At 70.8% G+C, this 26,072-nt stretch carries 27 protein-coding genes; 13 read left to right on the plus strand and 14 right to left on the minus strand.

The genetic code is table 11. The features are described from left to right. Positions 1–141: 141 nt before the first annotated feature. From H305_RS0125840 to H305_RS0125865, 6 genes are all read left to right on the plus strand, one after another. Positions 142–1,191: a BMP family lipoprotein gene (locus tag H305_RS0125840; RefSeq protein WP_028802956.1), complete on the plus strand. Its 1,050-nt coding sequence runs from the start codon at positions 142–144 to the stop codon at positions 1,189–1,191. A gap of 287 nt (positions 1,192–1,478) precedes the next feature. After that, positions 1,479–3,146 (plus strand): ABC transporter ATP-binding protein, encoded by a 1,668-nt coding sequence (locus tag H305_RS0125845; RefSeq protein WP_028802957.1) that lies wholly within the window; start codon positions 1,479–1,481, stop codon positions 3,144–3,146. Continuing rightward, complete coding sequence (locus H305_RS0125850; protein WP_028802958.1) at positions 3,146–4,270, plus strand: ABC transporter permease; 1,125 nt, start codon at positions 3,146–3,148, stop codon at positions 4,268–4,270. Before H305_RS0125845 ends, H305_RS0125850 begins: the two co-directional genes overlap by 1 nt. Beyond that, entirely contained in the window at positions 4,267–5,532 is a 1,266-nt protein-coding gene (locus H305_RS0125855) for an ABC transporter permease (protein ID WP_028802959.1), read from the plus strand. Before H305_RS0125850 ends, H305_RS0125855 begins: the two co-directional genes overlap by 4 nt. Further along, on the plus strand, positions 5,529–5,942 hold the full coding sequence (locus H305_RS0125860) for a cytidine deaminase (RefSeq protein WP_028802960.1): 414 nt from the start codon (positions 5,529–5,531) through the stop codon (positions 5,940–5,942). The genes H305_RS0125855 and H305_RS0125860 overlap by 4 nt, the downstream gene beginning before the upstream one ends. A 76-nt stretch (positions 5,943–6,018) precedes the next feature. Next, a complete protein-coding gene (locus H305_RS0125865) occupies positions 6,019–7,302 on the plus strand; it encodes a thymidine phosphorylase (RefSeq protein ID WP_028802961.1) in 1,284 nt (427 codons plus the stop codon). Positions 7,303–7,359: 57 nt separating this feature from the next. Here the strand turns inward: H305_RS0125865 and H305_RS0125870 are convergent, their stop codons facing one another. Further along, positions 7,360–8,280: an AEC family transporter gene (locus H305_RS0125870; RefSeq protein WP_028802962.1), complete on the minus strand. Its 921-nt coding sequence runs from the start codon at positions 8,278–8,280 to the stop codon at positions 7,360–7,362. Between the two features lie 122 nt (positions 8,281–8,402). Here H305_RS0125870 and H305_RS51010 point away from each other — a divergent pair, with 122 nt between their 5' ends. Next, entirely contained in the window at positions 8,403–8,789 is a 387-nt protein-coding gene (locus H305_RS51010; RefSeq protein ID WP_078629251.1) for an STAS domain-containing protein, read from the plus strand. Here H305_RS51010 and H305_RS0125875 read toward each other — a convergent pair. Beyond that, positions 8,682–9,689 carry a sigma-70 family RNA polymerase sigma factor gene (locus H305_RS0125875; RefSeq protein ID WP_028802963.1) on the minus strand — a complete coding sequence of 336 codons (1,008 nt, stop codon included), beginning with the start codon at positions 9,687–9,689 and terminating at the stop codon, positions 8,682–8,684. The two genes, H305_RS51010 and H305_RS0125875, sit on opposite strands and share 108 nt — an antisense overlap. A gap of 237 nt (positions 9,690–9,926) precedes the next feature. Then, a complete protein-coding gene (locus H305_RS0125880) occupies positions 9,927–11,225 on the minus strand; it encodes an MFS transporter (protein WP_028802964.1) in 1,299 nt (432 codons plus the stop codon). A 65-nt stretch (positions 11,226–11,290) separates the two neighbouring features. Here H305_RS0125880 and H305_RS0125885 point away from each other — a divergent pair, with 65 nt between their 5' ends. Beyond that, a complete protein-coding gene (locus H305_RS0125885; RefSeq protein ID WP_078629252.1) occupies positions 11,291–12,241 on the plus strand; it encodes a LysR family transcriptional regulator in 951 nt (316 codons plus the stop codon). Positions 12,242–12,376: 135 nt separating this feature from the next. On the opposite strand, the gene H305_RS0125890 is transcribed toward H305_RS0125885, so the two are convergent. After that, complete coding sequence (locus H305_RS0125890) at positions 12,377–13,141, minus strand: alpha/beta hydrolase (protein WP_028802966.1); 765 nt, start codon at positions 13,139–13,141, stop codon at positions 12,377–12,379. A 113-nt stretch (positions 13,142–13,254) separates the two neighbouring features. Here H305_RS0125890 and H305_RS0125895 point away from each other — a divergent pair, with 113 nt between their 5' ends. Together H305_RS0125895 and H305_RS0125900 are read left to right on the plus strand one after the other, a co-directional pair. Beyond that, positions 13,255–14,409: an adenosine deaminase gene (locus H305_RS0125895; RefSeq protein ID WP_028802967.1), complete on the plus strand. Its 1,155-nt coding sequence runs from the start codon at positions 13,255–13,257 to the stop codon at positions 14,407–14,409. Positions 14,410–14,548: 139 nt separating this feature from the next. Continuing rightward, positions 14,549–14,902, plus strand: a complete 354-nt coding sequence (locus H305_RS0125900; protein WP_028802968.1) for a hypothetical protein — start codon at positions 14,549–14,551, stop codon at positions 14,900–14,902. Between the two features lie 76 nt (positions 14,903–14,978). Here H305_RS0125900 and H305_RS0125905 read toward each other — a convergent pair whose 3' ends face one another. The 5 genes from H305_RS0125905 to afsQ1 all read right to left on the minus strand — a co-directional run bounded on the left by H305_RS0125905 (position 14,979) and on the right by afsQ1 (position 18,908). Then, on the minus strand, positions 14,979–15,179 hold the full coding sequence (locus tag H305_RS0125905) for a PspC domain-containing protein (protein ID WP_028802969.1): 201 nt from the start codon (positions 15,177–15,179) through the stop codon (positions 14,979–14,981). 91 nt (positions 15,180–15,270) lie between these two features. Next, complete coding sequence (locus H305_RS0125910) at positions 15,271–15,822, minus strand: VanZ family protein (protein ID WP_028802970.1); 552 nt, start codon at positions 15,820–15,822, stop codon at positions 15,271–15,273. A gap of 92 nt (positions 15,823–15,914) precedes the next feature. Beyond that, complete coding sequence (locus H305_RS0125915) at positions 15,915–16,541, minus strand: hypothetical protein (RefSeq protein WP_037765339.1); 627 nt, start codon at positions 16,539–16,541, stop codon at positions 15,915–15,917. Then, positions 16,538–18,109 (minus strand): sensor histidine kinase, encoded by a 1,572-nt coding sequence (locus H305_RS0125920; RefSeq protein WP_028802972.1) that lies wholly within the window; start codon positions 18,107–18,109, stop codon positions 16,538–16,540. The genes H305_RS0125915 and H305_RS0125920 overlap by 4 nt, the downstream gene beginning before the upstream one ends. Positions 18,110–18,230: 121 nt before the next feature. After that, positions 18,231–18,908 (minus strand): two-component system response regulator AfsQ1, encoded by a 678-nt coding sequence (gene afsQ1, locus H305_RS0125925; protein ID WP_028802973.1) that lies wholly within the window; start codon positions 18,906–18,908, stop codon positions 18,231–18,233. A 295-nt stretch (positions 18,909–19,203) separates the two neighbouring features. Between afsQ1 and H305_RS0125930 the strand changes: the two genes are divergently transcribed. Continuing rightward, positions 19,204–19,995, plus strand: a complete 792-nt coding sequence (locus H305_RS0125930) for a SigE family RNA polymerase sigma factor (RefSeq protein ID WP_028802974.1) — start codon at positions 19,204–19,206, stop codon at positions 19,993–19,995. Between the two features lie 158 nt (positions 19,996–20,153). On the opposite strand, the gene H305_RS0125935 is transcribed toward H305_RS0125930, so the two are convergent. Then, the gene (locus tag H305_RS0125935; RefSeq protein ID WP_028802975.1) at positions 20,154–21,176 is read right to left on the minus strand and encodes a hypothetical protein; all 1,023 of its coding nucleotides are present in this window, start codon (positions 21,174–21,176) and stop codon (positions 20,154–20,156) included. A gap of 216 nt (positions 21,177–21,392) precedes the next feature. On the opposite strand from H305_RS0125935, the gene H305_RS0125940 reads away from it, so the two are divergent. Next, positions 21,393–21,800 (plus strand): peptidase inhibitor family I36 protein, encoded by a 408-nt coding sequence (locus H305_RS0125940; RefSeq protein ID WP_028802976.1) that lies wholly within the window; start codon positions 21,393–21,395, stop codon positions 21,798–21,800. A 29-nt stretch (positions 21,801–21,829) separates the two neighbouring features. Here H305_RS0125940 and H305_RS0125945 read toward each other — a convergent pair whose 3' ends face one another. Beyond that, on the minus strand, positions 21,830–22,468 hold the full coding sequence (locus H305_RS0125945; RefSeq protein WP_078629254.1) for a uridine kinase family protein: 639 nt from the start codon (positions 22,466–22,468) through the stop codon (positions 21,830–21,832). Between the two features lie 98 nt (positions 22,469–22,566). Continuing rightward, complete coding sequence (locus tag H305_RS53500) at positions 22,567–22,881, minus strand: hypothetical protein (protein WP_028802978.1); 315 nt, start codon at positions 22,879–22,881, stop codon at positions 22,567–22,569. 325 nt (positions 22,882–23,206) lie between these two features. Between H305_RS53500 and H305_RS0125960 the strand changes: the two genes are divergently transcribed. Beyond that, positions 23,207–23,617: a hypothetical protein gene (locus H305_RS0125960; protein ID WP_028802980.1), complete on the plus strand. Its 411-nt coding sequence runs from the start codon at positions 23,207–23,209 to the stop codon at positions 23,615–23,617. Positions 23,618–23,738: 121 nt separating this feature from the next. Here the strand turns inward: H305_RS0125960 and H305_RS0125965 are convergent, their stop codons facing one another. Beyond that, positions 23,739–24,623 carry an aldehyde dehydrogenase family protein gene (locus H305_RS0125965; RefSeq protein WP_028802981.1) on the minus strand — a complete coding sequence of 295 codons (885 nt, stop codon included), beginning with the start codon at positions 24,621–24,623 and terminating at the stop codon, positions 23,739–23,741. Continuing rightward, positions 24,616–26,067, minus strand: coding sequence for an aldehyde dehydrogenase family protein (locus H305_RS0125970; protein ID WP_037765344.1), 1,452 nt, complete (start codon positions 26,065–26,067; stop codon positions 24,616–24,618). Before H305_RS0125970 ends, H305_RS0125965 begins: the two co-directional genes overlap by 8 nt. Between the last annotated feature and the right edge of the window lie 5 nt (positions 26,068–26,072).

Raw genomic sequence — 26,072 nt, forward strand, 5'->3', positions numbered from 1 at the left:
CCGGCGCGCACGTGGCGTCGGGCACAGCCGGATAACAAGGTGGACAGAAGGGGTTTTCTAGTTGGTCTACGCGCGTTACTGTGCGGCGAAGCCAGCGCCGAAGCTGAACCGTCAGGCGCTTGTACGACAGGAGCACAACACATGCGCCGGGTTACCCGCATCGCGCTCGCAGGTACTGCGACCGCCTCTCTCGCCCTCGCCCTCTCCGCCTGTGGCGGCACCTCGACCTCCAGCTCGTCCTCGGACAGCAAGGGTGACAAGGGCCTCGCCATCGCGTACGACGTCGGCGGCAAGGGCGACCAGTCCTTCAACGACGCCGCGTTCGAGGGTCTGAAGAAGGCGAAGGCGGAGTTCAAGTACGCCACCGCCGACCTCGAGCCGACCGACGGCGAGACGGACGCGGACAAGACCCAGCGCCTGGTCTCGCTTGCCAAGCAGGGCTACAACCCGGTCATCGGCATCGGCTACGCCTACGGCCCGGCCATCAAGGCCGCCGCGGAGAAGTACCCCGACACCACCTTCGGCATCGTCGACGACTCCACCGTCACGTCGAAGAACGTCGCGGACCTGGTCTTCTCCGAGCAGGAGGCCTCCTACCTCGCCGGTGTCGCGGCCGCCAAGGCCACCAAGTCCGACACGGTCGGCTTCGTGGGCGGCGTGGACGTTCCGCTGATCCACAAGTTCGAGGCGGGCTTCGAGCAGGGCGTCAAGGACACCAAGCCGGGCGTCAAGGTCCTCTCCCAGTACCTGACGCAGACCGCCGAGGAGGGTGGCTTCTCCAGCCCCGACAAGGGCAAGACGGCCGCCGAGGGCCAGATCGAGAAGAAGGCCGACGTCGTCTACGCAGCCGCCGGTCTGTCCGGTCAGGGCGTCATCGAGGCTGCCGCCGCCAACAAGGTGTGGGCGATCGGTGTCGACTCCGACCAGTACAAGCAGGAAGCCCTGAGCAAGTACAAGGACTCGATCCTGACTTCGGCGACCAAGAACGTGGCGAGTGCCGTGTACAACCTTGCCAAGTCGGTCGAGGACGGCAAGCCGGAGAACGGTATCGTACGGGGCGATCTGAAGACCGGTGAGGTCGGCCTGGCCGATTCCAACCCGGAGTTCAAGAGCAACAAGGCGATCCAGGACGCCGTCAAGGCGGCCCAGGAGAAGATCATCAGCGGCGAGATCAAGGTCAAGACCAGCTGACGAGCAAGACCTCAGGAGCAGCCATGCGGCCCCGAGGACGTACAGGCGTCTCCCCCTGCCATCCGGCACGGGGGCGCGCCCGTCCTGCCTCGGAGCCGCTTGGTAACCGCGGGGTTACGTCCGCTCAACGGGATACGAGGAGTCTGGCTCCCCGTATCCCGTTCTCGCGGGGCGTGGCCCCCTTCGTTGCCGTAGGGGCGCTACGCGCGTAGACGACCCCCTTTCCCTCAGGAGAGTGCGCCATCAACGCGTCCAGCAGCCCTCCGGCCGGCGCGGTCAACGGTCAGGTGACCGCTGTCGAACTCGCCGGGATCACCAAGCGGTTCCCCGGTGTCGTGGCCAACCACGACATCCACCTCAGCGTCCGCAAGGGCACGGTCCACGCGCTCGTCGGCGAGAACGGTGCCGGCAAGTCGACGCTGATGAAGATCCTCTACGGCATGCAGAAGCCGGACGAGGGCACCATCGCCGTCGACGGCGAGCAGGTCACCTTCTCGTCGCCCGCCGACGCCATCGTGCGCGGCATCGGCATGGTCCACCAGCACTTCATGCTGGCCGACAACCTCACCGTCCTGGAGAACGTCGTCCTGGGCAGCGAGAAGCTGTACGGCATCGGCGCCAAGGCCCGCCGCAAGATCGCGGAGATCTCCGAGCGCTACGGCCTCGGCGTCCGCCCCGACGTCCTGGTCGAGAACCTCGGTGTCGCCGACCGTCAGCGTGTGGAGATCCTCAAGGTTCTCTACCGCGGCGCCCGCATCCTGATCCTGGACGAGCCCACTGCCGTACTCGTGCCGCAGGAGGTCGACGCACTCTTCGACAACCTGCGCGAGCTCAAGTCCGAGGGCCTGTCCGTCATCTTCATCTCGCACAAGCTGGGCGAGGTGCTGTCGGTCGCCGACGACATCACCGTCATCCGGCGCGGTACGACGGTCGGCACCGCCGTACCCTCCGAGACGACGCCCCGCCAGCTCGCCGAACTGATGGTCGGCAGCGAGCTGCCCACGCCGGAGACCGCGGAGTCGACGGTCACGGACCAGCCGGTCATCCAGGTCAAGGGCCTCACGGCCTTCGCCAGCGGTGGCGCCTCCCTCGGCGACCTCGCCGAGCCCACGCCGGACAGCGGCCTGGTCGCGGAGGACATGGCCGAGACCGCCGACGCGGTGAAGCGCGTCCTCGACGACGTCACCTTCACCATCCACGCGGGCGAGGTCATGGGCATCGCCGGCGTCGAGGGCAACGGCCAGACCGAGCTCATCGACGCGCTGATCGGCCTCAAGCGCGCCGACTCCGGCTCCATCTCCTTCCTCGGCGAGGACATCACCGCCTGGGCCACCCGCAAGCGCCGCGAGCAGGGCATCGGCTACATCCCCGAGGACCGCCACCGGCACGGCCTCCTCCTGGAAGCCCCCCTCTGGGAGAACCGCATCCTCGGTCACGTCACCGAGAAGCCCAACGCGAAGGGCGTCTGGCTCGACATCAAGGGCGCCCAGGAGGACACCAGGCGGATCGTCAAGGAGTACGACGTCCGTACGCCCGGCATCGACGTCACCGCCGCCTCCCTGTCCGGCGGCAACCAGCAGAAGCTGATCGTCGGCCGCGAGATGAGCCACAACCCGAAGTTCCTGATCGCCGCCCACCCCACCCGTGGTGTGGACGTCGGCGCACAGGCGCAGATCTGGGACCAGATCCGTGCGGCGCGCCGTGAGGGCCTGGCCGTGCTGCTGATCTCCGCGGACCTGGACGAGCTGATCGGCCTGTCCGACACGCTCCGGGTGATCTACAACGGCCGGCTCGTCGCGGACGCCGACCCGGCCACCATCACCCCGGAGGAACTCGGCTCGGCCATGACCGGCGCCGCCTCCGGACACCTCGAGAACGAAGAGCTCGCAGCGCAGGCGGAGCTCGAAGAGCACGCCGAAACCCCGGCAGACGCCCCGGAAGACGAGGCCCGCTGATGAAGAAGTTCGACAAGGAGCGCCTGCTCCTCGCGGTGGCCGGGCCGGTCATCGCGCTCGTCGTGGCCGTGGCGCTGACCTCGGTCGTGCTGATCGCATCGGGCAAGAACCCGATCGAGCCGTACTCGATCATGTTCGAGCAGGCCACGTTCTCCGACATCCAGGTCCTGATCATCAACCAGGCCTCGCTGTACTACATCGCGGCCCTCGCGGTGGCCATCGGCTTCCGGATGAACCTGTTCAACATCGGTGTGGACGGGCAGTACCAGCTCGCCGCCATGATGGCCGCGGTCGTCGGCGCCCACGTCGCGCTGCCCGCGGCGCTCCAGGTCCCGCTGCTGATCCTGACCGCGGTCTTCACCGGCGCGTTCTGGGCCGGTATCGCCGGTGTCCTCAAGGTCACCCGCGGGGTCAGCGAGGTCGTCGCGACGATCATGCTCAACGCGATCGCGACCTCCGTCATCGCCTACCTGTGGCTGCCCAGCGTCTTCGGCGTCAAGGTCGGCAACAACAACACCACCGGCGAGATGCACGAGTCGGGCTGGGTGCCCGGCTTCAACATGGGCGAGGCAGGAGAGATCTACGGCCTCGTGATCCTCGCCGTCCTCCTCGGCATCGGCTACTGGGTCGTCCTCAACCGCACCCGCTTCGGCTTCGACCTGCGCGCCTCGGGCGCCTCGGAGAGCGCCGCCTCGGCCAGTGGTGTGGACCCCAAGCGCATGGTGCTCACCGCCATGCTCGTCTCCGGTGGTATGGCCGGCCTCGCGGGCCTGCCGATCCTGCTCGGCGACACGCACACCTACAGCCTGAACTTCCCGACCGGCATCGGCTTCCTCGGCATCGGCATCGCGCTGCTCGGCCGCAACAGCCCGGTGGGCATCGCCTTCGCGGCCCTGCTGTGGGCCTGGCTCGACAAGGCGTCGCCCGAGCTCGACTTCCACGGCTACGACAAGGAGATCGCGGTCATCATGCAGGGCCTGATCGTGATCGCGGTCGTCGTCTCGTACGAGGCCGTGCGCGAGTGGGGTCTGCGTCGTCAGCAGCGCCGTGTCGGCGCGGAACTCGCCGCGGGCCACGTCCTCGGCGCCGCCAACAACACCGAGAAGGAGGTGGCTGGCCGATGACCACCGCAACCGACGTCAACCAGCCCACGCTGCAGCCCGCGGCACCCGGCAGCCGCCGGCTGTCGCTCCCCGTCCTCCTGCTGGTCATCGCGGGCGGCCTGGCGCTGACCTCGATCGTCCGCATCATCACGGGCGCCGACGGCATCACCAACGTCAGTCAGATGTCGACCGCGCTCCAGCTGGCCGTGCCGATCGGCCTCGCCGGTCTCGGTGGTCTCTGGGCGGAGCGCTCGGGCGTCGTCAACATCGGCCTCGAAGGCATGATGATCCTCGGCACCTGGTTCGGGGCCTGGGCCGGCTACCAGTGGGGTCCGTGGACCGGTGTCCTGGTCGGCATCATCGGCGGCGCGATCGGCGGCCTGCTGCACGCGATCATCACCGTCACCTTCAACGTCAACCACATCGTCTCCGGTGTGGCCATCAACATCCTGGCGCTCGGTGCCACCCGCTACCTCGCCCCCCTCGCCTTCGAGGGCGTCCAGGGCGGCTCGGCCAAGCAGTCCCCGCCGGTCGAGTCCCTCGGCCACTTCACGGTGCCAGGACTCTCCGACTGGCTCAGCACGCTCAACTCCAAGGGCTGGTTCTTCCTCTCGGACATCGCGGGTCTGCTCGGCGGCCTGGTCACCAACGTCTCCTGGCTGACCCTGATCGCCGTCGCGCTGATCCCCGCCACCTGGTGGGTCCTCTGGCGCACGCCCTTCGGTCTGCGCCTGCGGTCCTGCGGCGAGAACCCGATCGCGGCCGAGTCGCTCGGTGTCAACGTCTACAAGTACAAGTACCTGGCCGTGATCATCTCCGGTGGCCTGGCCGGCCTCGGCGGTGTCTTCCTGTCGATCGTCGCCAACCCCTTCTACCTGGAGGGCCAGACCAGCGGCCGCGGTTACATCGGTCTCGCCGCGATGATCTTCGGCAACTGGATGCCGGGCGGACTCGCCATCGGCGCGGGCCTGTTCGGCTACACCGACAGCCTCAACCTGCGCGGCGGCGCCGAGAACGTCCACGCGCTGCTTCTCCTCGGCGCCATCCTGCTCGTCATCGGCGCGATCTGGTCGGTGGTCAAGAAGAAGTACGTGACCTCCGTGATCACCCTGGCCGTCGGTGTGCTCGTGTTCCTCTGGTACTCCCTCACCGACGAGGTGCCGAACCAGATCGTCTCGGCCACCCCGTACGTCATCACCCTGCTCGTCCTCTCGCTCTCGGCGCAGCGCCTGCGGATGCCGAAGGCGGACGGCATGCCGTACCGGAAGGGACAGGGCAAGTGACCGCCGCCGGCGCGGGATCCGCGGCCGTCGACTGGGCGGCCCTGCGGGTCGTCGCGCGGGACGCCATGTCCCGCTCGTACTCCCCGTACTCGGGCTACCCGGTCGGCTGCGCGGCCCTCGTCGACGACGGCCGGACCGTCTCCGGCTGCAACGTCGAGAACGCCTCGTACGGGCTCGGGCTGTGCGCGGAGTGCGGTCTGGTCTCCCAGCTGCAGAACACGGGCGGCGGCCGGCTGACGCACTTCACGTGTGTCGACGGGCAGGGCGAGATCCTCGTCCCGTGCGGACGCTGCCGCCAACTGCTCTTCGAGTTCGGCGGCCCCGAGCTGCTGCTGGAGACCCCGGCCGGCGTCCTGCCGCTCTCCGAGATGCTGCCGCAGGCCTTCGGGCCAGGCCATCTCGCCCAGTGATTCCCGCGGCCCCTCCCGGTCCTGTGATCTCCTGATCCCGCCGGGAGGGGCCGCCCATTTCTTCGGAAGGAAAGCCATGGCCATGGACGCCGTCTCCGTCATCCGCACCAAGCGGGACCGCGGTGAGCTCAGTGACGCGCAGATCGACTGGGTCGTCGACGCGTACACCCGCGGCGAGGTCGCCGACTACCAGATGGCCGCGCTCAACATGGCGATCCTGCTCAACGGCATGAACCGCCGCGAGATCGCCCGCTGGACCGCGGCGATGATCGCCTCCGGCGAGCGCATGGACTTCTCCTCGCTGTCCCGCCCGACGGCCGACAAGCACTCGACGGGTGGCGTCGGCGACAAGATCACGCTCCCGCTGGCACCCCTCGTGGCCGCCTGCGGCGCCGCGGTCCCGCAGCTGTCCGGACGCGGCCTCGGCCACACCGGCGGCACGCTCGACAAGCTGGAGTCCATCCCCGGCTGGCGCGCGCTGCTGTCCAACGAGGAGATGCTGGAGGTCCTCGACACGACCGGCGCGGTGATCTGCGCGGCGGGCGACGGCCTGGCCCCCGCGGACAAGAAGCTGTACGCGCTGCGCGACGTGACCGGCACGGTCGAGGCGATCCCGCTGATCGCCTCCTCGATCATGTCGAAGAAGATCGCGGAGGGCACGGGTTCGCTCGTCCTGGACGTGAAGGTCGGGACCGGCGCCTTCATGAAGACCATCGAGGACGCGCGGGAGCTGGCGTCCACGATGGTGGGCCTCGGCACCGACCACGGGGTGAAGACGGTCGCGCTGCTCACCGACATGTCCACGCCGCTCGGCCTGACCGCGGGCAACGCCCTGGAGGTCCGCGAGTCCGTGGAGGTCCTGGCGGGCGGCGGCCCGGCCGACGTCGTCGACCTCACCGTCGCGCTCGCGCGCGAGATGCTCGACGCCGCCGGCATCAAGGACGCGGACCCGGCGAAGGCGCTGGCCGACGGCTCCGCGATGGACGTGTGGCGCCGCATGATCGCCGCGCAGGGCGGCGACCCGGACGCCGCGCTGCCCGTCGCCCGTGAGCGGCACGTGGTGACCGCCCCGGCCTCCGGCGTGCTGACCCGTCTCGACGCGTACGACATCGGCATCGCCGCCTGGCGCCTCGGCGCCGGCCGCGCCCGCAAGGAGGACCCGGTGCAGGCCGGCGCGGGGGTGGAACTGCACGCCAAGCCGGGCGACGCGGTGACCGCGGGCCAGCCGCTGCTCACCCTGCACACCGACACCCCGGAGCGCTTCGAGTACGCGCTGCAGGCGGTCGACGGTTCGTACGACATCGCGGACGCCGGCACGGACTTCACGGCGACGCCGATCGTGCTCGGCCGGATCGCCTGAGCGGAACGACCCCGACGGGGCCGGCGCTTCGGCGCCGGCCCCGTCGGCGTTCCGGCGTCAGCCCAGCACGGCCGCGACCACCACGAGGACCGGCACGGCGAGGATCGTCGACAGCAGGATCGACTCGCGGGCCAGGGTCTCGCCGACCCGGTAGCGCGAGGCGTACGTGAACAGGTTCTGCGCGGCGGGCAGGGCCGAGGTGACCACCACGTCGAGCAGCGGCGCGCCGTGCAGCCCGAACACGCCGACGGCCAGCGCCCAGGCGGCGAGCGGCTGGCCGACCGCCTTCAAGGCGACGGAGAGCAGCACCGGATGCCCGTCGAAGCCGCGCCCCGGCATGCTGCTGCCGCACAGCGAGATGCCGAACGCCAGCAGCACCGCGGGCACCGACATGCCCCCGATCAGCTGGAGCGGGTCGAGGATCGGTCCCGGCACGGTCAGACCGGTCGCCGACACGGCGACCCCGCCGAGCGAACCGACCGCGATGGGGTTGCGCAGCGGGGTGAGCAGCCGCTGCCACAGGGGGCGCTTCTCGCCGCCCCCGGTGAGGTCGAGGACGGTGAGGGCGATGGGAGTCACCATGATCTGCTGGAACAGCAGCACGGGCGCCACCAGCGAGGCGTCGCCGAGCACGTACACGGCGATCGGGATGCCCAGGTTCCCGGAGTTGACGTAGCTGGAGCAGAGCGCGCCGACCGTCGTGCGGCCCACGCCCCAGCGGCGTACGACGCCGACCGCGACGAACACACCGGCCGCCGCGGCCGTGCTCATCGCCGTGACCAGCAGGCGGCTGGAGAAGATGACCGACAGGTCGGCCTGCGCGAGCGTCGTGAACAGCAGTGCGGGGGAGGCGACATGGAAGGCGAGCTTCGTCAGCACCTCCCGGCCGTTGTCCCCGAGGTGGCCGCGCCGGCCGATCACATACCCGACGCCGATCACCACGGCGATGACCGCGAAGCCCGTCAGCACCCCCTGCACGGCACCTCCCCGGCCGTGAGGAAGCCGTCGGCCATCGCGGAAGGCGCTGATTCTTGTGGCATACACCTAACCCTCCGGGGAAGGCTGGGCGCAGGTCAATGTGATCCTTTACGGACTACGCGATGAGTTCCCCGCTCCCGATCGGTCTACTGACTGTGGATTCCACGACACCCGCGGTACTCGTGCTGCCAGGACTCGTCACCAGGGACGAGGTGCCCCGGCTCTGCGACGACCTGCTCGCCCGGCTGAAGGCGGCCGGGGGCGGGGTCGTGGTCTGCGACGTCGCCGGGATCGGTCCGCCGGGGCTGGCCGTCGTCGACGCGCTGGCGCGACTGGAGCTGACCGCCCGGCGCGCGGGGGGCCGCATACGTCTTCGCGACCCGGACCCCGCGCTGCGCGGCTTACTCGCCCTGGTCGGTCTCCGCTTCGAGACGGAGGGGGAGCCCGAAGAGCGGGAACCAGCGGGCGGTGTCCAGGAAGCAGTGGAAACCGGCGATGCGCCCCTTTGAGATCTCCAGTACCTGAACCGCCCAGGGCGTGAACCCGCCCTCTTCCGGGTCGGGCTTGTACTGCGCGAAGCCGGGCAGGCCGTTCACCTCGACCGGCACCAGCCGCGAGCCCTCGCACGCGGCGCCCATGGTCGTCATGAATCCGGTGATGTCGTCCGTGCCGCGCAGCCACAGGTCGAACGGCGGCATCGTCATGATCGCGTCCTCGTGCAGCAGCGCCGTCAGCGCCGTCATGTCGTACCCCTCGAACGCGGCCACATAGCGCTCCAGGAGCTTGCTCTGCTCCTCGTCGAGCGGGTCGGACACGGTGGCGTCGGCGCCCGCCGCTTCACTGTCGGCGAGCGTCGCGCGAGCCCGCTGGAGAGCGCTGTTGACCGATGCGACCGAGGTGCCGAGGAGCTCGGCTACCTCGCTCGCCTTCCACGCGAGGACCTCGCGCAGGATGAGCACGGCACGCTGCTTGGGCGGCAGTTGCTGGAGGGCCGCCATGAAGGCGAGGCGCACCGACTCCTTCGCGACCGCGGCCTCCGCCGGGTCGGCGGTGCTCGGGAGCACACGCGCGTCGGGCACAGGCTCCAGCCATGTGTTGTCCGGGCGGGGGGTGAGAGCCGCCTGGGCCAGCGGCGAGGGGGCGGAGAGGTCCATGGGACGAGCCCTTCGGTTGCCCGCGTTCAGCATGTCCAGGCAGACGTTCGTCGCGATGCGGTACAGCCAGGACCGCATCGAGGAGCGGCCCTCGAACTTGTCGTAGCTCCGCCAGGCGCGGACCATCGTGTCCTGGACCGCGTCCTCGGCCTCGAAGGAGGAGCCGAGCATGCGATAGCAGTAGCCCGTCAGCTCGACCCGGTGCTTCTCCAGCCGGACGTCCAGGTCTGTCGTCGTCGCTGTACCGTCGCTCATCGCCAACCCACCCCTGAGGCTGTTCCGTTCCGCGCGTCGTCGCGCCAGCACCTCGGAAGCTACCGCAGCCCACTGACAATGGCCCCCGGAGTGGACGAACCCGCAGCTCGGAAGGGGGCAGGCTGCGGGGCTCCCGGCTGTGTCCGGGGGCTTGTCCGCGAACCCGCGCAGCGGCCCGGACGGCCTCGTCCTCGGTCGCCGGACGGGCTGGGACTCTCCTGCGCGGGGCCGCGGACCTCAGTGGGCCGTGGCCGCCGTGCGGGTGTGGGCGCGGGCCGCGTGAGAGCCGAAGAGGGTGATGGTGACGACGCCGAGGACGGCGAACAGGCCGAGGGCCACGGTCCCGGCCCAGCCCCCCGCGTGGAAGGCGACCGCCCCGAGCGTGCTGCCGGCGCTGGACCCGATGTAGTACGCGGACTGGTAGAGCGCGGACGCCTGGGCGCGCCCCCGCTGAGCGGTGTGGCTGACGGACGACGACGCCACGGCGTGTCCGGCGAAGAAGCCCGCGGTGATCAGGACCAGCCCGGTCAGGACCGTCGCAAGCGAGTCGGCCAGGGAGAGCAGGAGCCCCGCGGTGGTCGTGCCGCCCGCCAGGTAGAGGGCGCCCCGGCGGCCGAGACGGGTGACGAGCCGGCCCGCGGCCGAGGCGGACACGGTGCCCACCAGATAGACGAGGAAGATCGAGCCGACGATGCCCTGCGGGAGGGAGAAGGGGGCGTCGGTCAGCCGGTAGCCGATCACGGTGTAGACCCCGCCGAACACCGTCATGAACAGCGCGCCGATCGCGTACAGCCGGCACAGCAGGGGGTTCGCGAGGTGGTCGCGGACCGTGCGGGCCAGCACCCGCGGCCGCAGCGACCCGGGCGTGAAGTGCCGGGGCGCGGGGAGCAGCAGCCGGAACGCGATCGCGCAGGCCACCGCGATCACTCCGATCGCGCCGACGGCGACCCGCCAGCCCCACTCCTGCGCGACCCAGCCGGTGATGACCCGGCCGCTCATCCCGCCGACGCTGTTGCCCGCCACGAACAGGCCGATCGCCGTGATCAGCGCCTTGGGGCGGACCTCCTCGGCCAGGTACGCGGTCGCCGACGCCGGGAGCCCGGCCAGTGCCGCGCCCTGCACCGCGCGCAGCGCGACCAGCGCGCCGATCGAGGGAGCGAAGGGGACCAGCAGCCCGACCGTCACCGCCACCGCCAGGGACGCCGTCATCGACGTACGTCGTCCGAAGCGCTCCGACAGGGCGCTCATGGGCAGGACGAAGAGGGCCAGTGCGCCGGTCGCGGCCGACACCGTCCAGCTCGCCTCACTCGCGGTGACCCCGAAGTCCGTGGAGAGGAGGGGGAGGAGGGCCTGGGTGGAGTAGAGGAGCGCGAAGGTCGCGACGCCCGCCAGGAAGAGGGCGAAACTCATCCGGCGGTATCCCGGCCCACCCGGGGCCATGCGGGTGTCGTCCCCGGAGACGGGCGCGGAGGCGGCGGAAGCGGACGGAGCGACGGCGTCCAGGGTGGTGGACGCCCCGGTACTGGCGGAAGGCATACCTCGAAACTAAGCAGCCGCAGCTCATCCGTCCAATGCATGGAATCGTCATAATCGTTCCTGTGATGCATGAGAAAAGGTCAGAGGCGCGCCTGTCACCGTCCAGTGACACAGAAGACATCGCGGCGGTGCTCGCGCCACGCCTCGCGTACTTCGCCGGGGTCGCCCGCATCGAGCATGTGACCCGGGCCGCCCAGGAGATGCGGGTCCCGCAGTCGACGCTGTCGCGGGCCATGGTGAGGCTCGAACAGGACCTGGGAGTCGACCTGTTCGCCCGCCGCGGCCGTACGGTCTCGCTGACGCCCGCGGGCCGCACCTTCCTCGCCTCCGTCGAGCGCGCCCTGTCCGAGATCGAGCGCGCCGCCGACGAGGTGCGGGCGGACGCCGACCCGGCCACCGGCAAGGTCGCCTTCGGCTTCCTGCACACCATGGGGTCGGAGACCGTTCCCGGACTGATCCGCGCCTTTCGCGCCGATCACCCCCGCGTCCGCTTCAGCCTCGTCCAGAACTACGGCGAGGCGATGCTGGAGCGGCTGCGCTCGGGCGAACTGGACCTGTGCCTCACCTCGCCCGTGCCGGACGCGCCCGATCTGGTGGCCCGCCGCCTCGACGAGCAGAAGCTGCGGCTCGTTGTGCCGACCGACCACCGGCTCGCCTCCCGCAAGCGCATCCGTCTCGCCGAGGCCGCGGACGAGACCTTCGTGACCCTCGAACCCGGCTACGGGCTGCGCCGCATCACCGACGACCTGTGCCGGGAGGCCGGCTTCAAACCGCGGATCGCCTTCGAGGGGGAGGAGACCGAGACGCTGCGCGGGCTGGTGGCCGCCGACCTCGGCGTGGCTCTGCTGCCGCCGCCGGCCGTGGCCCGGCCAGGGGTCGTCGAGCTCACCGTCACCGCTCCGCGCGCCGTGCGCGAGATCGGGGTGGCCTGGCTGGACGGCCATCCGGACACCCCGCCGGTGGCCGCGTTCAAGAGGTTCCTGCTGTCCCGGCGAGGCCATCTCCTGCCGGACTGACCGGGCCACCGGCTGTCCGGCCGCACGGCATCCCGCGCGGCGCCCCGCCGGCACCCGGCCTGCGCCCCGCCTGCGTCCCGGCCGGGAGCCCGCGCCGGCTCCCGGCCCACGGGGACGGCGGGCACGGCGGGAATCTCAGCGCCGCTTCAGCGACTGCCCGAAACCCGCCGCCAGCGGCATACGCAGGCCCAGCGGCGGCGGCGCCGCCAGCGCGTCCTCCACGGGCCGGGAGAAGGCGTGCCCGAGCAGCGTGCCCAGCACGAAGTCCTCGGCCAGGGCGAGGACTTCGTGCCGGTACTGGTGCAGCGCGTGTCCGTCGGCGTGGACCTCGAAACGGCAGATGTCGCGGTTTGCCTTCTTCGCGCGCGCCGCGAGCCGGAAGGACAGCTCCGGGTCGGTGCGTTCGTCGTTGGTGCCGTGCACGATCAGCACCCGCCGGCCGGCCAGCTGCTTCACCGGTTCGGGCGGCGCCGCCACGTCCTCCTCGGGCAGCCAAGGGGCCAGCGCCAGGACGGAGTTGACGGCGAAGTGACCGGCCGAGCGCAGTGCCGCCCGGCCGCCCATGCCGATGCCGGCGAGGCAGACGGCGACGTCGCCGTAGCGGCGTACGACCTCGTCGACGGCCCAGGAGGCGTCGCGCGCCAGGTGCGCCTCGCTGCCGTTCCAGCCGCGAAACCGGTAGTGCACCACGTGCGTGACCAGGCCGTCCGCCTGACCGGCCCGGGTGAGGCGGCGCCCCAGCGCCCGGACCGAGGCGGTCGCCATCATCGGGGACGGCCTGCGGGCGGAGCTCTCCTCGCCGCCCGGGAGCAGCAGAACCACTGCGCTGACCGCCGTCGGCTCAGGGCCGAGCGCCCTCCCCAGCCGGGCCGCGCGAACCGGCGTCGCTTGCTGTGCCATGACAGAACAGTGTCAGAAGCCACGGTGTACGCCACCCGTCCGCACGGTCACCGTTACGTATCGACGGGTTCGTACAACAGGAGTTCTACGCGCGTAGGGGCTACAGTGCGGAAATGACGAGCCAGATCCAGAACACGCCGAGCTCGGAACAGATCCGCCGGGCGCCCAAGGTGCTGCTGCACGACCACCTCGACGGGGGCCTGCGCCCCGGCACGATCGTCGAACTCGCCGAGGAGACGGGATACTCCGGCCTCCCCGAGACCGATCCCGACAAGCTCGGCGTCTGGTTCCGCGAGGCCGCGGACTCCGGCTCCCTGGAACGGTACCTGGAGACCTTCGCCCACACGTGCGCCGTCATGCAGACCCGGGACGCCCTCGTCCGGGTCGCCGCCGAGTGCGCCGAGGACCTCGCCGCGGACGGCGTCGTCTACGCCGAGGTCCGCTACGCGCCCGAGCAGCACCTGGAGGCCGGCCTCACCCTCGAAGAGGTCGTCGAGGCGGTCAACGAGGGCTTCCGGGAAGGGGAGCGCCGCGCCCGGGAGAACGGCCACCGGATCAGGGTCGGCGCGCTGCTGACCGCCATGCGGCACGCGGCCCGCGCCCTGGAGATCGCGGAACTGGCCAACCGCTACCGCGACCTGGGCGTCGTCGGGTTCGACATCGCCGGTGCCGAGGCGGGCTACCCGCCCACCCGGCACCTCGACGCCTTCGAGTACCTCAAGCGCGAGAACAACCACTTCACCATCCATGCCGGCGAGGCCTTCGGACTGCCCTCCATCTGGCAGGCCCTCCAGTGGTGCGGCGCCGACCGGCTCGGCCACGGCGTCCGGATCATCGACGACATCCAGGTGCGCGAGGACGGCTCGGTGGAGCTCGGGCGACTGGCCTCGTACGTCCGCGACAAGCGCATCCCGCTGGAGCTGTGCCCCAGCTCCAACCTCCAGACCGGTGCCGCCGACTCGTACGGCGCCCATCCGATCGGACTGCTGCGACGGCTGCACTTCCGTGCGACGGTGAACACCGACAACCGGCTCATGTCCGGTACGAGCATGACCCGTGAATTCGAGCATCTTGTCGACGCATTCGGTTACACGCTCGACGACATTCAATGGTTCTCGGTCAATGCTATGAAGTCAGCATTCATTCCTTTCGATGAACGGCTGGCCATGATCAATGACGTGATCAAGCCCGGATATGCAGAACTGAAGTCCGAATGGCTGTTCCAGCAGACCGCCTCCACCAGCGGTTCTGCGACGAATCAGGCCTGACGGGAGGAGACGGGAGGCGGCCGGTCCTTCACCCCGTCTTCATGACTCGGCCGTTTTTCGATGTTTGCGACGCGTTGCCTCGCGTGTTTACGTTTTTGGACCGCTCACCCCGTCTCACGGATCCAAGGACGCGTTAGAAATGAAGCAGTCTGCTGCCAAGACCCTCGGTGTCGCCGCTCTCGGTGCCGCCTTCGCAGCGGCCGGCGCGGGTGCCGCCGACGCGGCACCGGCCGTGCCGGACACCTCCGCGGCGCTGGACACGGTCACCCGGACCCTGCCCGCCGAGAACGTCGCCAAGGCGCTGCCCGGTGCCGGTGAGGCGCTCACCCAGGGGCAGAGCGCGCTCGGCACGGGTGTGGCAGCCGCACAGCCCGCCGCCGCGAAGCTTCTCGCCGACGGGCCCACCGCCCCGGTGGCCGGACTGCTCGGAGGCCTGCCGGTGCAGGGACTGCCCACCCACGGCCTCCCGGTGAACGGTCTGCCGATCGGCTGACGCCGGCCGTGTGCCAACGCCGATGGGGCGCACCCCGGTTGGGGTGCGCCCCATCGACGCGTGCGCAGGCGGCGGCTCACCAGGCGGTGCGGGCCTTGTCCTCGGACGGGAACAGGATCCACAGCGCTATGTAGAGCAGGAACTGCGGGCCGGGCAGCAGGCACGACACCAGGAAGATGACGCGCATCGTGGTCGCGGAGGTGCCGAAGCGCCGTGCCAGCGCGGCGCACACTCCGCCGATCACGCGGCCGTTGGTGGGGCGGGCAAGGGCGGTCATGGTGGCTCCTTCGCGAACCGTCGACGAGTGCCGGACTCTTTGGACTCCGATGTCTTCGACGGTACGCGGACGAAGTGGGACAGGCCTCGCTCTACGGTGCGATCCCGACCCTGGGAATCGTCGGGGTCCGCCCCTGAGCCGTGTCCTCCCGGGGAAGGGCCGCACCGTCGCGGGTCTCGGCCCGCCGGCGGAGCCGGGCGCGGACCGCGGGCACGACGGCGAGGTGGGCGAGGGCCACGCCCACCGTGTTGAGCAGCATGGAGTCGACGTCCACGACCTGCCCGGGTACGCCGGTCTGCAGGAGCTCGATGCCCAGCGAGATCAGGGCACCCGCGGCGACCGTACGGGCCAGGGAGCCGAGACGGGAGACGGCCAGTTTGCCGCCGGCCAGGGGAAGCAGCACCCCGAGCGGGGCGAGCAGGCCGATCCCCTCGGCGATGCGGCGGGCCGCCTCCCGGGGGCCCAGTGCGAGGTCGGCTCTGATCCCCGCGAACGGCCGCAGATTGGCGGCGCTCACCCAGGGGACGTCCAGCGGGCGCAGTGTGATCCAGGCGACGAGGGCGAGGTGTGCGACGAGGAGGACACCTCCTGCCACACGGACGCGGGTCACGGCGCTGCCGCCGTCTGAGCCTTGACGCTGCACGACCCCCTAGACGCGGCGCCCGGCACGATCGGTTCCGGGCGAGAGGTTTTCGACCCGTCCGGACCCCCGGCCCCACCCGGGTGGGGGACTCCCTACCCCTCGACCGCCGACGACGGGGGCGCGTTGGTGCCGGGATCGGAGCGGACCTCGGGGGTGCACTGGTAGCTGCGCAGCGGGGCCGGCACGGGGCCGCCGAGGACCACGGAGCCGTCCTCCTCGGCCGCGGCCGAGTCGGCGAAGGTGCAGACGATCTGGGCCAGCGCCGCCCGGGTGAGGTTCTCCGGCGGGGTGCTCAGCCGGAGCGTGTCCTCGGGATCCCTGCCCCGGGGACCGCTGACCGTCATGCCGCCGCGGACGTCCGTGGTGTAACCGGCCTGCTGCTCGGGCGGGGAGGGCGTCTCGGCCAGCTCGTCGAGGAGCCCCTGGGCGACCAGGACGCGGCGCGCCGCCTCCGCGGTCCCGTCCGGGATGCGGACCGAGCGGTCGACGGTGACCAACTGGGCCGAGCACAGCAGGAAGACCTGGACCGGCACCCCCCGCGAGGACTGGGTGGAGATGTCGGGGCCCGACAGGGCGCAGGGCACCCGTGACGGCGCCGGGCCGAAGTCCGTGGGGACCTGGGTGGAGCGGATGCCGCAGCCCGCGAGCAGCGCGGCGAGCAGCGGGACGGCCAGCCAGGGGCGTACGCCACGCCGGCCGAGGGGTCGTGCGGTGGTCATCCGGCGGTGCCTTCCGTGCCGTTCCCGTTCCTGTCCCGGGGGTCGTCGGCGAGCAGCTCCGACGCGTCCTGGGGCAGGCGCAGCGTGAACACCGCTCCTCCCTCGGGGGAGTTCGCCGCGGTGATCTCGCCGCCGTGGATGTGCGCGTTCTCCAGGGCGATGGACAGTCCGAGACCACTGCCCTCGGAGCGCGGGCGTGACGCGCTCGCCTTGTAGAAGCGGTCGAAGACGTGCGGCAGGACGTCCTCGGGGATGCCGGGACCGTGGTCCCGCACCTCGATGACCAGTTCCTCGCCCTCCAGCCGCACGGCCACCCGCACCGGCGAGCCGCCGTGCTTGAGGGCGTTGCCGATCAGGTTCGCCAGTATGACGTCGAGGCGGCGCGGGTCGAGGCGCGCCATGATGCCGCGCTCCGCGTCCAGGTCCACCGCGTCCAGCCAGGCCCGCGCGTCGATGCACGCCGTGATCTGGTCGGCGATGTCCACGTCGTCGAGGACGAGGCGCGCGGTGCCCGCGTCGAAACGGGTGACCTCCATCAGGTTCTCGACGAGGTCGCCGAGTCTGCGGGTCTCGCTGACGACGAGGCGCACGGCCGGCTCGATCATCGGGTCGACGCTGCCGGTCTCCGCGTCGAGCTCCTCCTCCAGGACCTCGGTGACGGCCGTGATCGCCGTCAGCGGCGTCCGCAGTTCGTGCGACATGTCCGCCACGAAGCGGCGCGAGGCCTCGTCCCGGGCGCTCATGTCCGCGACCCGTTTCTCCAGTGCTTCCGCCGTACGGTTGAACGTCCTCGACAGGTCGGCGAGTTCGTCGGTGCCGGAGACCCGCAGCCGGGTGTCGAGCTTGCCCTCGCCGAGGCGGCGGGCCGCGATGCCCAGTCGGTGCACGGGCTTGAGGACCGTGGTCGCGGCGGCCTGGGCGAGCAGCGCGGAGCCGATCAGCGCGAGGCCGGTGGCGATGCCCAGGGACCACGCGAGCGAGTTGAGGTCCTTCGCCTCGGGTTCGAGGGACTTGAGCATGTAGCCGGTGGTGGTGCCGCCGATCACCTTGGCGCCGCCCACGAGGTACGGCTTGTCGTTGTCGGTGACGCGCTGCCAGTACAAGTGGTACTCGGACTTGTTGTTCGAGTTCAGCGGCTGCTTCCTGTTCACCGCCTTCTGCAGGGACTCGGGCACGTCCTCCAGCGTGAAGGTGTCCAGCGCGGAGTTGCCGACGACGGTCCTGCCGGCGCTGTCCTCGGCGACCAGGAGCACGCTGAAACGCTGGCTGCTGTTGGCCATCTGCCCGGCCGTGCGCTGGAGTTCGTCCTGCCCGGGGTGCACCGGAAGCATGCTCGCGTGGTTGCGCATCTCCTGCTGGAAGTCGCGCAGCACCGCGTCCTGCGTACGCGTCAGCACGGCCTCGCGGTTGAGCCAGTACGCGATGCCCGACGCCGACACGGCGGCCGTGAGCGCGACCAGCCCGAACACCACGACCAGCCTCAGCCGCAGGCTGGTGAAACGCAGGCCGGACAGCAGCGCCTTGCGCGCCGCGGCCCAGCCGCGGAGCTCGTCCTGCGGTTTGGTCACGGTGTCAGAACGCTCGCTTCCCCGCGTGTGCGGCGCCCGGACACGATCTGCGGTCGCGGTGCGCGGAGGGTTCGACGACGGCCCCCGCCGGGGCGCGGCCCGGCGGCCGCCCTCGCGTCGCTCACGACGGAGAGTCCAGGCGGTAGCCGACGCCCCGCACGGTGCGGATCAGGGTGGGGGAGGAGGGAACGTCCTCGACCTTGGCGCGCAGCCGCTGCACACACGCGTCGACCAGCCGCGAGTCGCCCAGGTAGTCGTGCTCCCACACCAGGCGCAGCAACTGCTGGCGGGACAGCGCCTGACCGGGGCGGCGGCTCAGCTCCAGCAGCAACCGCAACTCGGTGGGCGTCAGTTGGAGGTCCTCGCCATTCTTGGTGACCGTCATCGCGGCACGGTCGATGACCAGCGAGCCGAACGTGGCCGAGTCGTTGGCCTCACGCTCGCCGCGTCGCAGCACGGCACGGATACGGGCGTCGAGCACCCGCCCCTGCACGGGCTTGACGACATAGTCGTCGGCGCCGGACTCCAGGCCGACCACGACGTCGATGTCGTCACTGCGCGCGGTCAGCAGGATGATCGGCAGCTGGTCGGTGCGCCGGATGCGCCGGCACACCTCGAATCCGTCGATGCCGGGCAGCATCACGTCCAGCACGATCAGATCCGGTCGCTGCTCGCGCAGCAGTTTCAGACCGTCCTCGCCGGTGGCAGCGGTGGCCACACGGTGTCCCTGGCGCGTCAAAGAGAGCTCCAGGGCCGTACGGATGGCGTCGTCGTCCTCGATCAGCAACAGGGAAGGCACGAACGTCATTCTGGCCCATGTCATGGCCGGGTATCGACCGTTGGAGCGCTCCCATCCATCTCCCGCACAGAAGGAGGGCCCTCCCGCGTGGCGGGGAGGACCCGAGTGGTCATCTGCGTAGTCGTACCGCTCTTCTCCGTGATCGGCCTGGGGCGCGCCCACCGCCGGGCCCTGTGACAGGTCTGTGACAGTCGGCGGACACGGCCATGAAGTGCCCCGGGCAAGCTTTTCGACACGAGCAAGGCAGTACGGCGAACGAACCGAAGAACCGGGACTCCACGACGGGGGGCGCGAGATGAACACGCTGCACAGCACCAGCACTAGCGCAGTTGTCACGCGTCTGCACGACGTCGCCCGGGTCACGGAGAAGTCCGGTGCCGTGAGCGGGCGGGGGTGCGCTCGCGGCACCGGGCGTCAGCACACCGCCTACATGACGGTGGTTGACGCGTTCACGGGGGAGAGCCCCGCGGCATCCGCCGCGGGCGCCGCCGGGGGAAAGGCTCACGGGGGAGCCGCGTACGGGGAGGGCACGGGGGAACGCCGCCAGACGGCGGAGACGGCGAATGCGGAAGCGGCGTTCACCGCCTACGTCCAGGAGCGTCGTGCCTCCCTGTACGCAACCGCCTATCACCTCACCGGTGACCGATTCGAGGCCGAGGACCTGCTGCAGAGCGCGCTGTTCTCGACGTACAAGGCCTGGGACCGGATCAGCGACAAGGCCGCGGTGGGGGGCTACCTCCGCCGCACCATGACGAACCTGCACATCAGCGCGTGGCGCCGCCGCAAGCTGAACGAGTACCCGACCGAGGAACTGCCGGAGACGGCCGGTGACACGGACGCGATGCGCGGCACCGAGCTGCGCGCCGTGCTGTGGCAGGCGCTCGCCCGGCTGCCGGAGCTCCAGCGGACGATGCTGGTCCTCCGTTACTACGAGGGCCGCACCGATCCGGAGATCGCGGACATCCTCGACATCAGTGTCGGCACGGTGAAGTCGAGCATCTGGCGGTCCCTCCGCCGGCTGCGCGAGGACGAGGTCCTCAGCTTCGGCCGTGACGAGGAGGAGTCCTTCGGGGAGCTCGTCGCCTGAAGGTCTGGGGGGGAACGCAAGGGGAAACAGGCAGCACTCGGGGGAGTGGTGCCGGGGGGAACCAACGGGGTCACGGGGGACCACGGGGGAAACGAGAGAAGGTCCAGGCGGACGGGGGGTTCGCCTGGACCTCTTTTCGTGTGCCCGCACGTCCCGGACTACTCGGTCTTCTTCTTCGCGTCCGTGAGAACCGAGCGCGACCGTTCGACCATGCGCCGCTTGCGTTCCGCGACCGCGGCCAGTGCCTCCTCGTGCTGCCCGATCAGCCGCTTCTGGTGCCCTGACTCGACGTCGTGCCGCGTCACCACATAGTCCGTGGCGCTCTTGCAGCGCACGTCGGCCTCCGCCGTCCTGATCTCCTCGGCCGAGGGAGCGGGGAAGTCCGGGTGCGGACCGTCCGGGCTCGTCCGCCGGCTGCGCCAGGTGGTGTCGTCGACCGCGGAGAGCGGGTCGGGATAGCGCAGCCCGGACTCGCCCATGCAGGCGCTCCACCGCTTGTCGAGAGCGCGGACCGCGGCGTCCTCGCGGGTGGTGGCGGAGGCTTCGAGGAACAGTTTCTGAACGACCATCAGATCGTCGGCGGCCCGGTCGGCCAGGGCGGCGCGCTGGGCCGCGCCGTGGCAGCCGCCCTCGGGCACCCCGTCCGGTACCGGCGCCGCGGCCGCCCCGCTCTTCTTGTCGGCCCGCTGTGCGGTACCGGTGTAGACGGCCTTCGCGGCGGCCGTGATCGTCAGCGCCTGTGCCGCGCCTCGCTGCTGCGCCGCCACGGCCTGCCGCTTGGTGACGCCGTCGGGCAGCGGCGGCTCGTAGCCGTAGACGCGGACCGACTCCAGATCCGTGGGCCCGTACTTGCGTGCGTTCGGTGGCAGTTCACCGGCGGGGGCCTGGTGGGCGGGCCAGCTCACGCCGTACTTCTTCATGCAGGAGCGGGCCAGGACCAGGACGGCACGGTCGACGGCATCGGTCTCCCGTGCGTCCGGGAGGTAGGCGTCCAGGGGGTACGCCTTCGGGGCGTGGGCGAAGGAGGTGACGACCGCGGGCGCGCTGTCCTCGCCGTCCCGCCCGTCGTGTCCGCCCCGGGCCTGCTCGCCCGAGGAACAGGCGGTGGCGAGGAGCGCGACGGCGGCCGTCACCGTGATCGTCGCCCCCGAACGGGTCGCCGGTCTCGTCCAGTTGAGCATGTTTCAGGTGATCATTCGTGATGCGGGCCGTCAAGTGGCCTCAGTCGCATGGAAGTTCGAGCACGCGGTTTCTGGTCATGGTCGACGATCTTTCGGCCATTCACCGGAACGCGTTCCGGTACGGCGCCGGTCGGTGTGCCAGGGTCACGAGCGCAGTACGGCGCTCTCCGCCCGCACGGGCGGTGGGCCCCACAGCGCCGGAAGGAAGGGTACGAAATGAGAAGCGCACGCGTTCTCGCGGTCGCGTCGGCGATGTCCGTCGCCGCGGTCCTCGCCGCGACGACCCCCGCGCAGGCGGCCAGCAACGACGGCACCTGCAACACGGACGAAGCCTGCATCTACCGCCTCGCCGACTACTCGGGCGGCATCTACGACACGCTGTCCAGCAAGAAGAGCTACAGCGGTCTCGTCTTCCACGGAACGTCGACCACCATCGACAACAAGGCGAGCGCGGCCAAGAACAGGGACCCCGACAACAACCTGTGGTTCTACCAGCTGGACAACTGGGCGGGCGACAGGTGGGGCGTGCCGGCCGGCGCCTCCACGAACTTCACCGGCTCGGACGACAACAAGTGGTCCTCGCACTGCTGGTCCGGCGCCACCGCGGGCTGCCCGGGCGGCTGACCCGCCCCGCGCCACCGGGCGCCGGGCCGCTATGCCGCCGTCGGGCGCGCGGTCACCCGGCGTCCGGCGGCAGCGGCGGACAGCCGGCCCAGCGCCTCGGCCTTGTCACAGGGGTGCGCGCCCAGCGCCGTCTGGCGCGCCACGATCGAGCGCTCGGCGCGCATCAGCCGCCAGCCGCGGCGCAGCAGGAACGGCACCGACTTGCGGCCCTCGCGCAGATCGCGCACGAACCGGCGGCGGAACGTGGTGACCGGGCCGCGGGACAGGCACAGCGCGTCCGCCAGCAGGCCCAGCTCCCGGCAGCGCTCCACGATCTCCGCGGCGAAGACCCCCTCCGCGATGAACAACGGCGTCCGCTCGAAGCGCAACGTCTCGCTGCCGGTACGGGCGCTCAACGAGATGTCGTACACGGGGATCGTCGTCCCTCCCGTACGGCACAGTTGCTCGATCGCGGCGACCGCGGTGTCCGCGTCCCAGGACAGCGGATGGTCCCAGTCGATGTCCTGGCTGTCCTCGACCAGCGGCAGCGTCGGGTCGGTGCCTTCCTTGTAGAAGTCGTCGAGGCGGAGGACGGGGAGCCCGGAGTCCGCCGCGAGAAGGGACTTCCCGGAGCCGGAGGGGCCGCAGAGCAGCACCACACGGGTGGGTATCGGGGGCTGGGTACCCAATGTTGTGGACCTTCTGTGAATCGGCCTGGCTTCGCCACGCGTCGGACGCCTCCAGGACAGTATCCCCCGTCTTCCGGCCCTCCCGGACCCCGCCGGTATCAGCCCGTGACGGACTCCGTGGCCGGTTCCGGCTCCTGGCCCACGTGTCCGGGACGCACAGTCCGGCACAGCGTGTGCCCGACACCGTGCGCCCGCACGAACAGGCCATGGAGCAGCGCGAGTTCGGGAACATCCTCGGCCGGTTCGGCGCCGGAGTCGTGCCGGTCACCGCCCGGACGGCCATGCCGGCCGGGGGCCCCGGCCGGCATGGCCGCCAACTCCTTCATCTCGCCGTCGCGCGACCCACCGCTCGTCGCCCACACCTCGACGACCTGGCCGCCCGCCCGCGCCGCGGGCGGCTTCGCCTCGGCCATCCTCGGCGGGCGGCGCGCGAGCCGTGCCGCCTGTTCAGTGAGCGCTGCTCTTCGTACGAAGGGCTGACCCCCCCGGACGGGTGCACCACGTCCACACCGGCGCCGACCGCAGCAGTTTCCACAGCGGCATCACCATGGCCGACCAGGACCGGGCCGAGATCGACTTCACCACGCACGGGGTACGGCTGACGCACACGGGGACTGGCGCTGATATGCCCTATGACCCGCAGGGGCGAATCCGCCGCCGGGACGGCCCGGAACGCACCACGAGCAACTACTGTGCGTGTCGTATCTATTGCTCTCCGCTCTTCGAAGAGGAAATCTGATGGCGCGACACGCAGCCCGGCAGACCACCATGGCCCGCACCACCGTGCGCATCGCCGCCGCGGTCGGGGTGGTCGCTGCCGGCGCGGCCGCGGCCAGCCCGGCCTTCGCGGACGCGGCACCCGTCGTGGACGTCATGCGCACCCGGCCCACCTCCATGGGCAACCTCGACCCGCAGGCGGGCGTCAAGGCCCTGACCGGCACCGTGGGTTATGTGACCGGCCCTGTGGAGGGACTGAAGCCCAATCCGCTGGCCGGCACCGGAGTGGATCCGCTCGACAACGGGGTGGGCACACAGCTCGCCGACTTCAAGCCGCTGTCGTCGCAGGCGCTGACCAGGCCGCTCGCACAGGCGCCGTCGGTGGGCAGCCTCCCGGTCCTCGGCCGGGCGACGGGCCTGCTGCACGGCTGACGGCGGGCACGAGAGAGCCGCGCTCCCCCCCGGACGGAGGGAAGCGCGGCTCTCTGTCGTGCGGGACCCCGGGGACACGGATCGGGGTCCCGGGTCCTCGGTGCGAGGCGGGACGAAGGCCTCAGTAGGACGAGCCGGACGCGCCCAGCGCGCCGGTCGGGTGCCAGACGGTCTTCGTCTCAAGGAACGCCGTGAGGCGCTCGATGCCGGGCGTCGCAAAGTAATCCACAGCCTGTGGACGCACGACACGCTTGAGATTGTCCGCGGCGGCGATCTCCAGCTCCTTGGCCAGCGCCTCGTCGGCGCCCGCGAGGTCGATCGCGTTGACGTCCTGGTGCGCGGCCAGCGGCGCGGCGATCTCCGCGGTCCGGCCCGACAGCACGTTGACGACGCCGCCGGGGACGTCGGAGGTCGCCAGCACCTCGCCCAGCGACAGCGCGGGGAGCGGGGACTTCTCGCTGGTGACCACGACGGCCGTGTTGCCCGTCGCGATCACCGGGGCGAGCACCGAGACGAGTCCCAGGAAGGACGACTCCTGCGGGGCCAGAACCGCCACGACACCCGTCGGTTCGGGCGTGGACAGGTTGAAGTACGGGCCCGCGACCGGGTTGCCGCCGCCCACGACCTGGGCGATCTTGTCCGTCCAGCCCGCGTACCAGACCCACCGGTCGATCGTCGCGTCCACGACGGCCGCGGCCTTCGACTTCGACAGCCCCTCGGCGTCCGCGACCTCCCGCACGAACTGCTCCTTGCGGCCCTCCAGCATCTCCGCGACGCGGTAGAGGACCTGGCCGCGGTTGTACGCCGTCGCCCCGGACCAGCCGCCGAACGCCTTGCGCGCGGCGACGACCGCGTCACGGGCGTCCTTGCGGCTCGACTGCGGCGCGTTCGCCAGCCACTTGCCCTTGGAGTCGGTCACCTCGAACACCCGGCCGCTCTCGGAACGCGGGAACTTCCCGCCCACGTACAGCTTGTAGGTCTTGAAGACGCTCAAACGGTCAGACATCGAGGTACGCCTCCAGGCCGTGACGACCGCCCTCGCGGCCGAAGCCCGACTCCTTGTAGCCGCCGAACGGCGAGGTCGGGTCGAACTTGTTGAACGTGTTGGACCAGACGACACCGGCGCGGAGCTTGTTCGCCACCGCCAGGATGCGGGAGCCCTTCTCCGTCCAGATGCCCGCCGACAGGCCGTACTGGGAGTTGTTGGCCTTGGCGACCGCCTCGTCCGGGGTGCGGAAGGTCAGGACCGACAGCACCGGGCCGAAGATCTCGTCCCGGGCGATGGTGTGCGCCTGGGTGACGTTCGTGAACAGCGTCGGCGCGAACCAGTAGCCGGACGAGGGCAGTTCGCAGGCCGGCGACCAGCGCTCGGCGCCCTCGGCCTCGCCCTTGTCCGCGAGCGCGGTGATCCGCGCCAGCTGCTCGGCGGAGTTGATCGCGCCGATGTCGGTGTTCTTGTCGAGCGGATCGCCCAGACGCAGGGTGGACAGCCGGCGCTTGAGGGAGTCCAGCAGCTCGTCGTGGATCGACTCCTGGACGAGCAGGCGGGAGCCCGCGCAGCACACCTGGCCCTGGTTGAAGAAGATGCCGCTGACGATGCCCTCGACGGCCTGGTCGATCGGGGCGTCGTCGAAGACGATGTTCGCGCCCTTGCCGCCCAGTTCGAGCGTGACCTTCTTGTCGGTGCCCGCGACCTGACGGGCGATCGCCTTGCCGACGGCGGTGGAGCCGGTGAAGGCCACCTTGTTCACGTCCGGGTGCTCGACGAGCGCCGCGCCCGCGTCGCCGTATCCCGGAAGGATGTTGACGACGCCCTTGGGCAGGCCCGCCTGGCGGCAGATGTCCGCGAAGAACAGGGCGCTCAGCGGCGTGGTCTCGGCCGGCTTCAGCACGACCGTGTTGCCGGTCGCCAGCGCCGGGGCGATCTTCCACGCCAGCATCAGCAGCGGGAAGTTCCAGGGGATGACCTGGCCCGCGACGCCGAGGGGGCAGGGGTCCGCGCCGAAGCCGGCGTGGTCGAGCTTGTCGGCCCAGCCCGCGTAGTAGAAGAAGTGCGCGGCGACCAGGGGGAGGTCGGCGTCGCGGGTCTCCTTGATGGGCTTGCCGTTGTCCAGCGTCTCCAGGACGGCGAGCTCACGGGAGCGCTCCTGGATGATCCGCGCGATGCGGAAGAGGTACTTGGCGCGCTCGGAGCCGGGCAGCGCCGACCACTTCTCGAACGCCTTGCGGGCCGCCTTCACGGCACGGTCGACGTCCTCGGCACCGGCCTGGGCGACCTCGGAGAGGACCTCCTCGGTGGCGGGGCTGACGGTCTTGAAGACCCTGCCGTCCGCCGCTTCGGTGAACTCGCCGTCGATGAAGAGCCCGTACGACGGGGCGATGTCGACGACCGCGCGGGACTCCGGCGCGGGCGCGTACTCGAATGCGGATGACCGCTTCTCGATGGTCATGGTGA

It is taken from the genome of Streptomyces sp. 142MFCol3.1 (assembly GCF_000424945.1).
GTDB classification, from domain to species: domain Bacteria; phylum Actinomycetota; class Actinomycetes; order Streptomycetales; family Streptomycetaceae; genus Streptomyces; species Streptomyces siamensis.

Coding starts and splice junctions, on each gene's coding strand:
- H305_RS0125840 (WP_028802956.1), top strand. CDS start 142: ATGCGCCGGGTTACCCGCATCGCGCTCGCAGGTACTGCGACCGCCTCT.
- H305_RS0125850 (WP_028802958.1), top strand. CDS start 3,146: ATGAAGAAGTTCGACAAGGAGCGCCTGCTCCTCGCGGTGGCCGGGCCG.
- H305_RS0125855 (WP_028802959.1), top strand. CDS start 4,267: ATGACCACCGCAACCGACGTCAACCAGCCCACGCTGCAGCCCGCGGCA.
- H305_RS0125865 (WP_028802961.1), top strand. CDS start 6,019: ATGGCCATGGACGCCGTCTCCGTCATCCGCACCAAGCGGGACCGCGGT.
- H305_RS51010 (WP_078629251.1), top strand. CDS start 8,403: ATGAGTTCCCCGCTCCCGATCGGTCTACTGACTGTGGATTCCACGACA.
- H305_RS0125875 (WP_028802963.1), bottom strand. CDS start 9,689: ATGAGCGACGGTACAGCGACGACGACAGACCTGGACGTCCGGCTGGAG.
- H305_RS0125880 (WP_028802964.1), bottom strand. CDS start 11,225: ATGCCTTCCGCCAGTACCGGGGCGTCCACCACCCTGGACGCCGTCGCT.
- H305_RS0125885 (WP_078629252.1), top strand. CDS start 11,291: ATGCATGAGAAAAGGTCAGAGGCGCGCCTGTCACCGTCCAGTGACACA.
- H305_RS0125890 (WP_028802966.1), bottom strand. CDS start 13,141: ATGGCACAGCAAGCGACGCCGGTTCGCGCGGCCCGGCTGGGGAGGGCG.
- H305_RS0125895 (WP_028802967.1), top strand. CDS start 13,255: ATGACGAGCCAGATCCAGAACACGCCGAGCTCGGAACAGATCCGCCGG.
- H305_RS0125900 (WP_028802968.1), top strand. CDS start 14,549: ATGAAGCAGTCTGCTGCCAAGACCCTCGGTGTCGCCGCTCTCGGTGCC.
- H305_RS0125905 (WP_028802969.1), bottom strand. CDS start 15,179: ATGACCGCCCTTGCCCGCCCCACCAACGGCCGCGTGATCGGCGGAGTG.
- H305_RS0125915 (WP_037765339.1), bottom strand. CDS start 16,541: ATGACCACCGCACGACCCCTCGGCCGGCGTGGCGTACGCCCCTGGCTG.
- H305_RS0125930 (WP_028802974.1), top strand. CDS start 19,204: ATGAACACGCTGCACAGCACCAGCACTAGCGCAGTTGTCACGCGTCTG.
- H305_RS0125935 (WP_028802975.1), bottom strand. CDS start 21,176: ATGCTCAACTGGACGAGACCGGCGACCCGTTCGGGGGCGACGATCACG.
- H305_RS0125940 (WP_028802976.1), top strand. CDS start 21,393: ATGAGAAGCGCACGCGTTCTCGCGGTCGCGTCGGCGATGTCCGTCGCC.
- H305_RS53500 (WP_028802978.1), bottom strand. CDS start 22,881: ATGGCCGAGGCGAAGCCGCCCGCGGCGCGGGCGGGCGGCCAGGTCGTC.
- H305_RS0125960 (WP_028802980.1), top strand. CDS start 23,207: ATGGCGCGACACGCAGCCCGGCAGACCACCATGGCCCGCACCACCGTG.
- H305_RS0125965 (WP_028802981.1), bottom strand. CDS start 24,623: ATGTCTGACCGTTTGAGCGTCTTCAAGACCTACAAGCTGTACGTGGGC.
- H305_RS0125970 (WP_037765344.1), bottom strand. CDS start 26,067: ATGACCATCGAGAAGCGGTCATCCGCATTCGAGTACGCGCCCGCGCCG.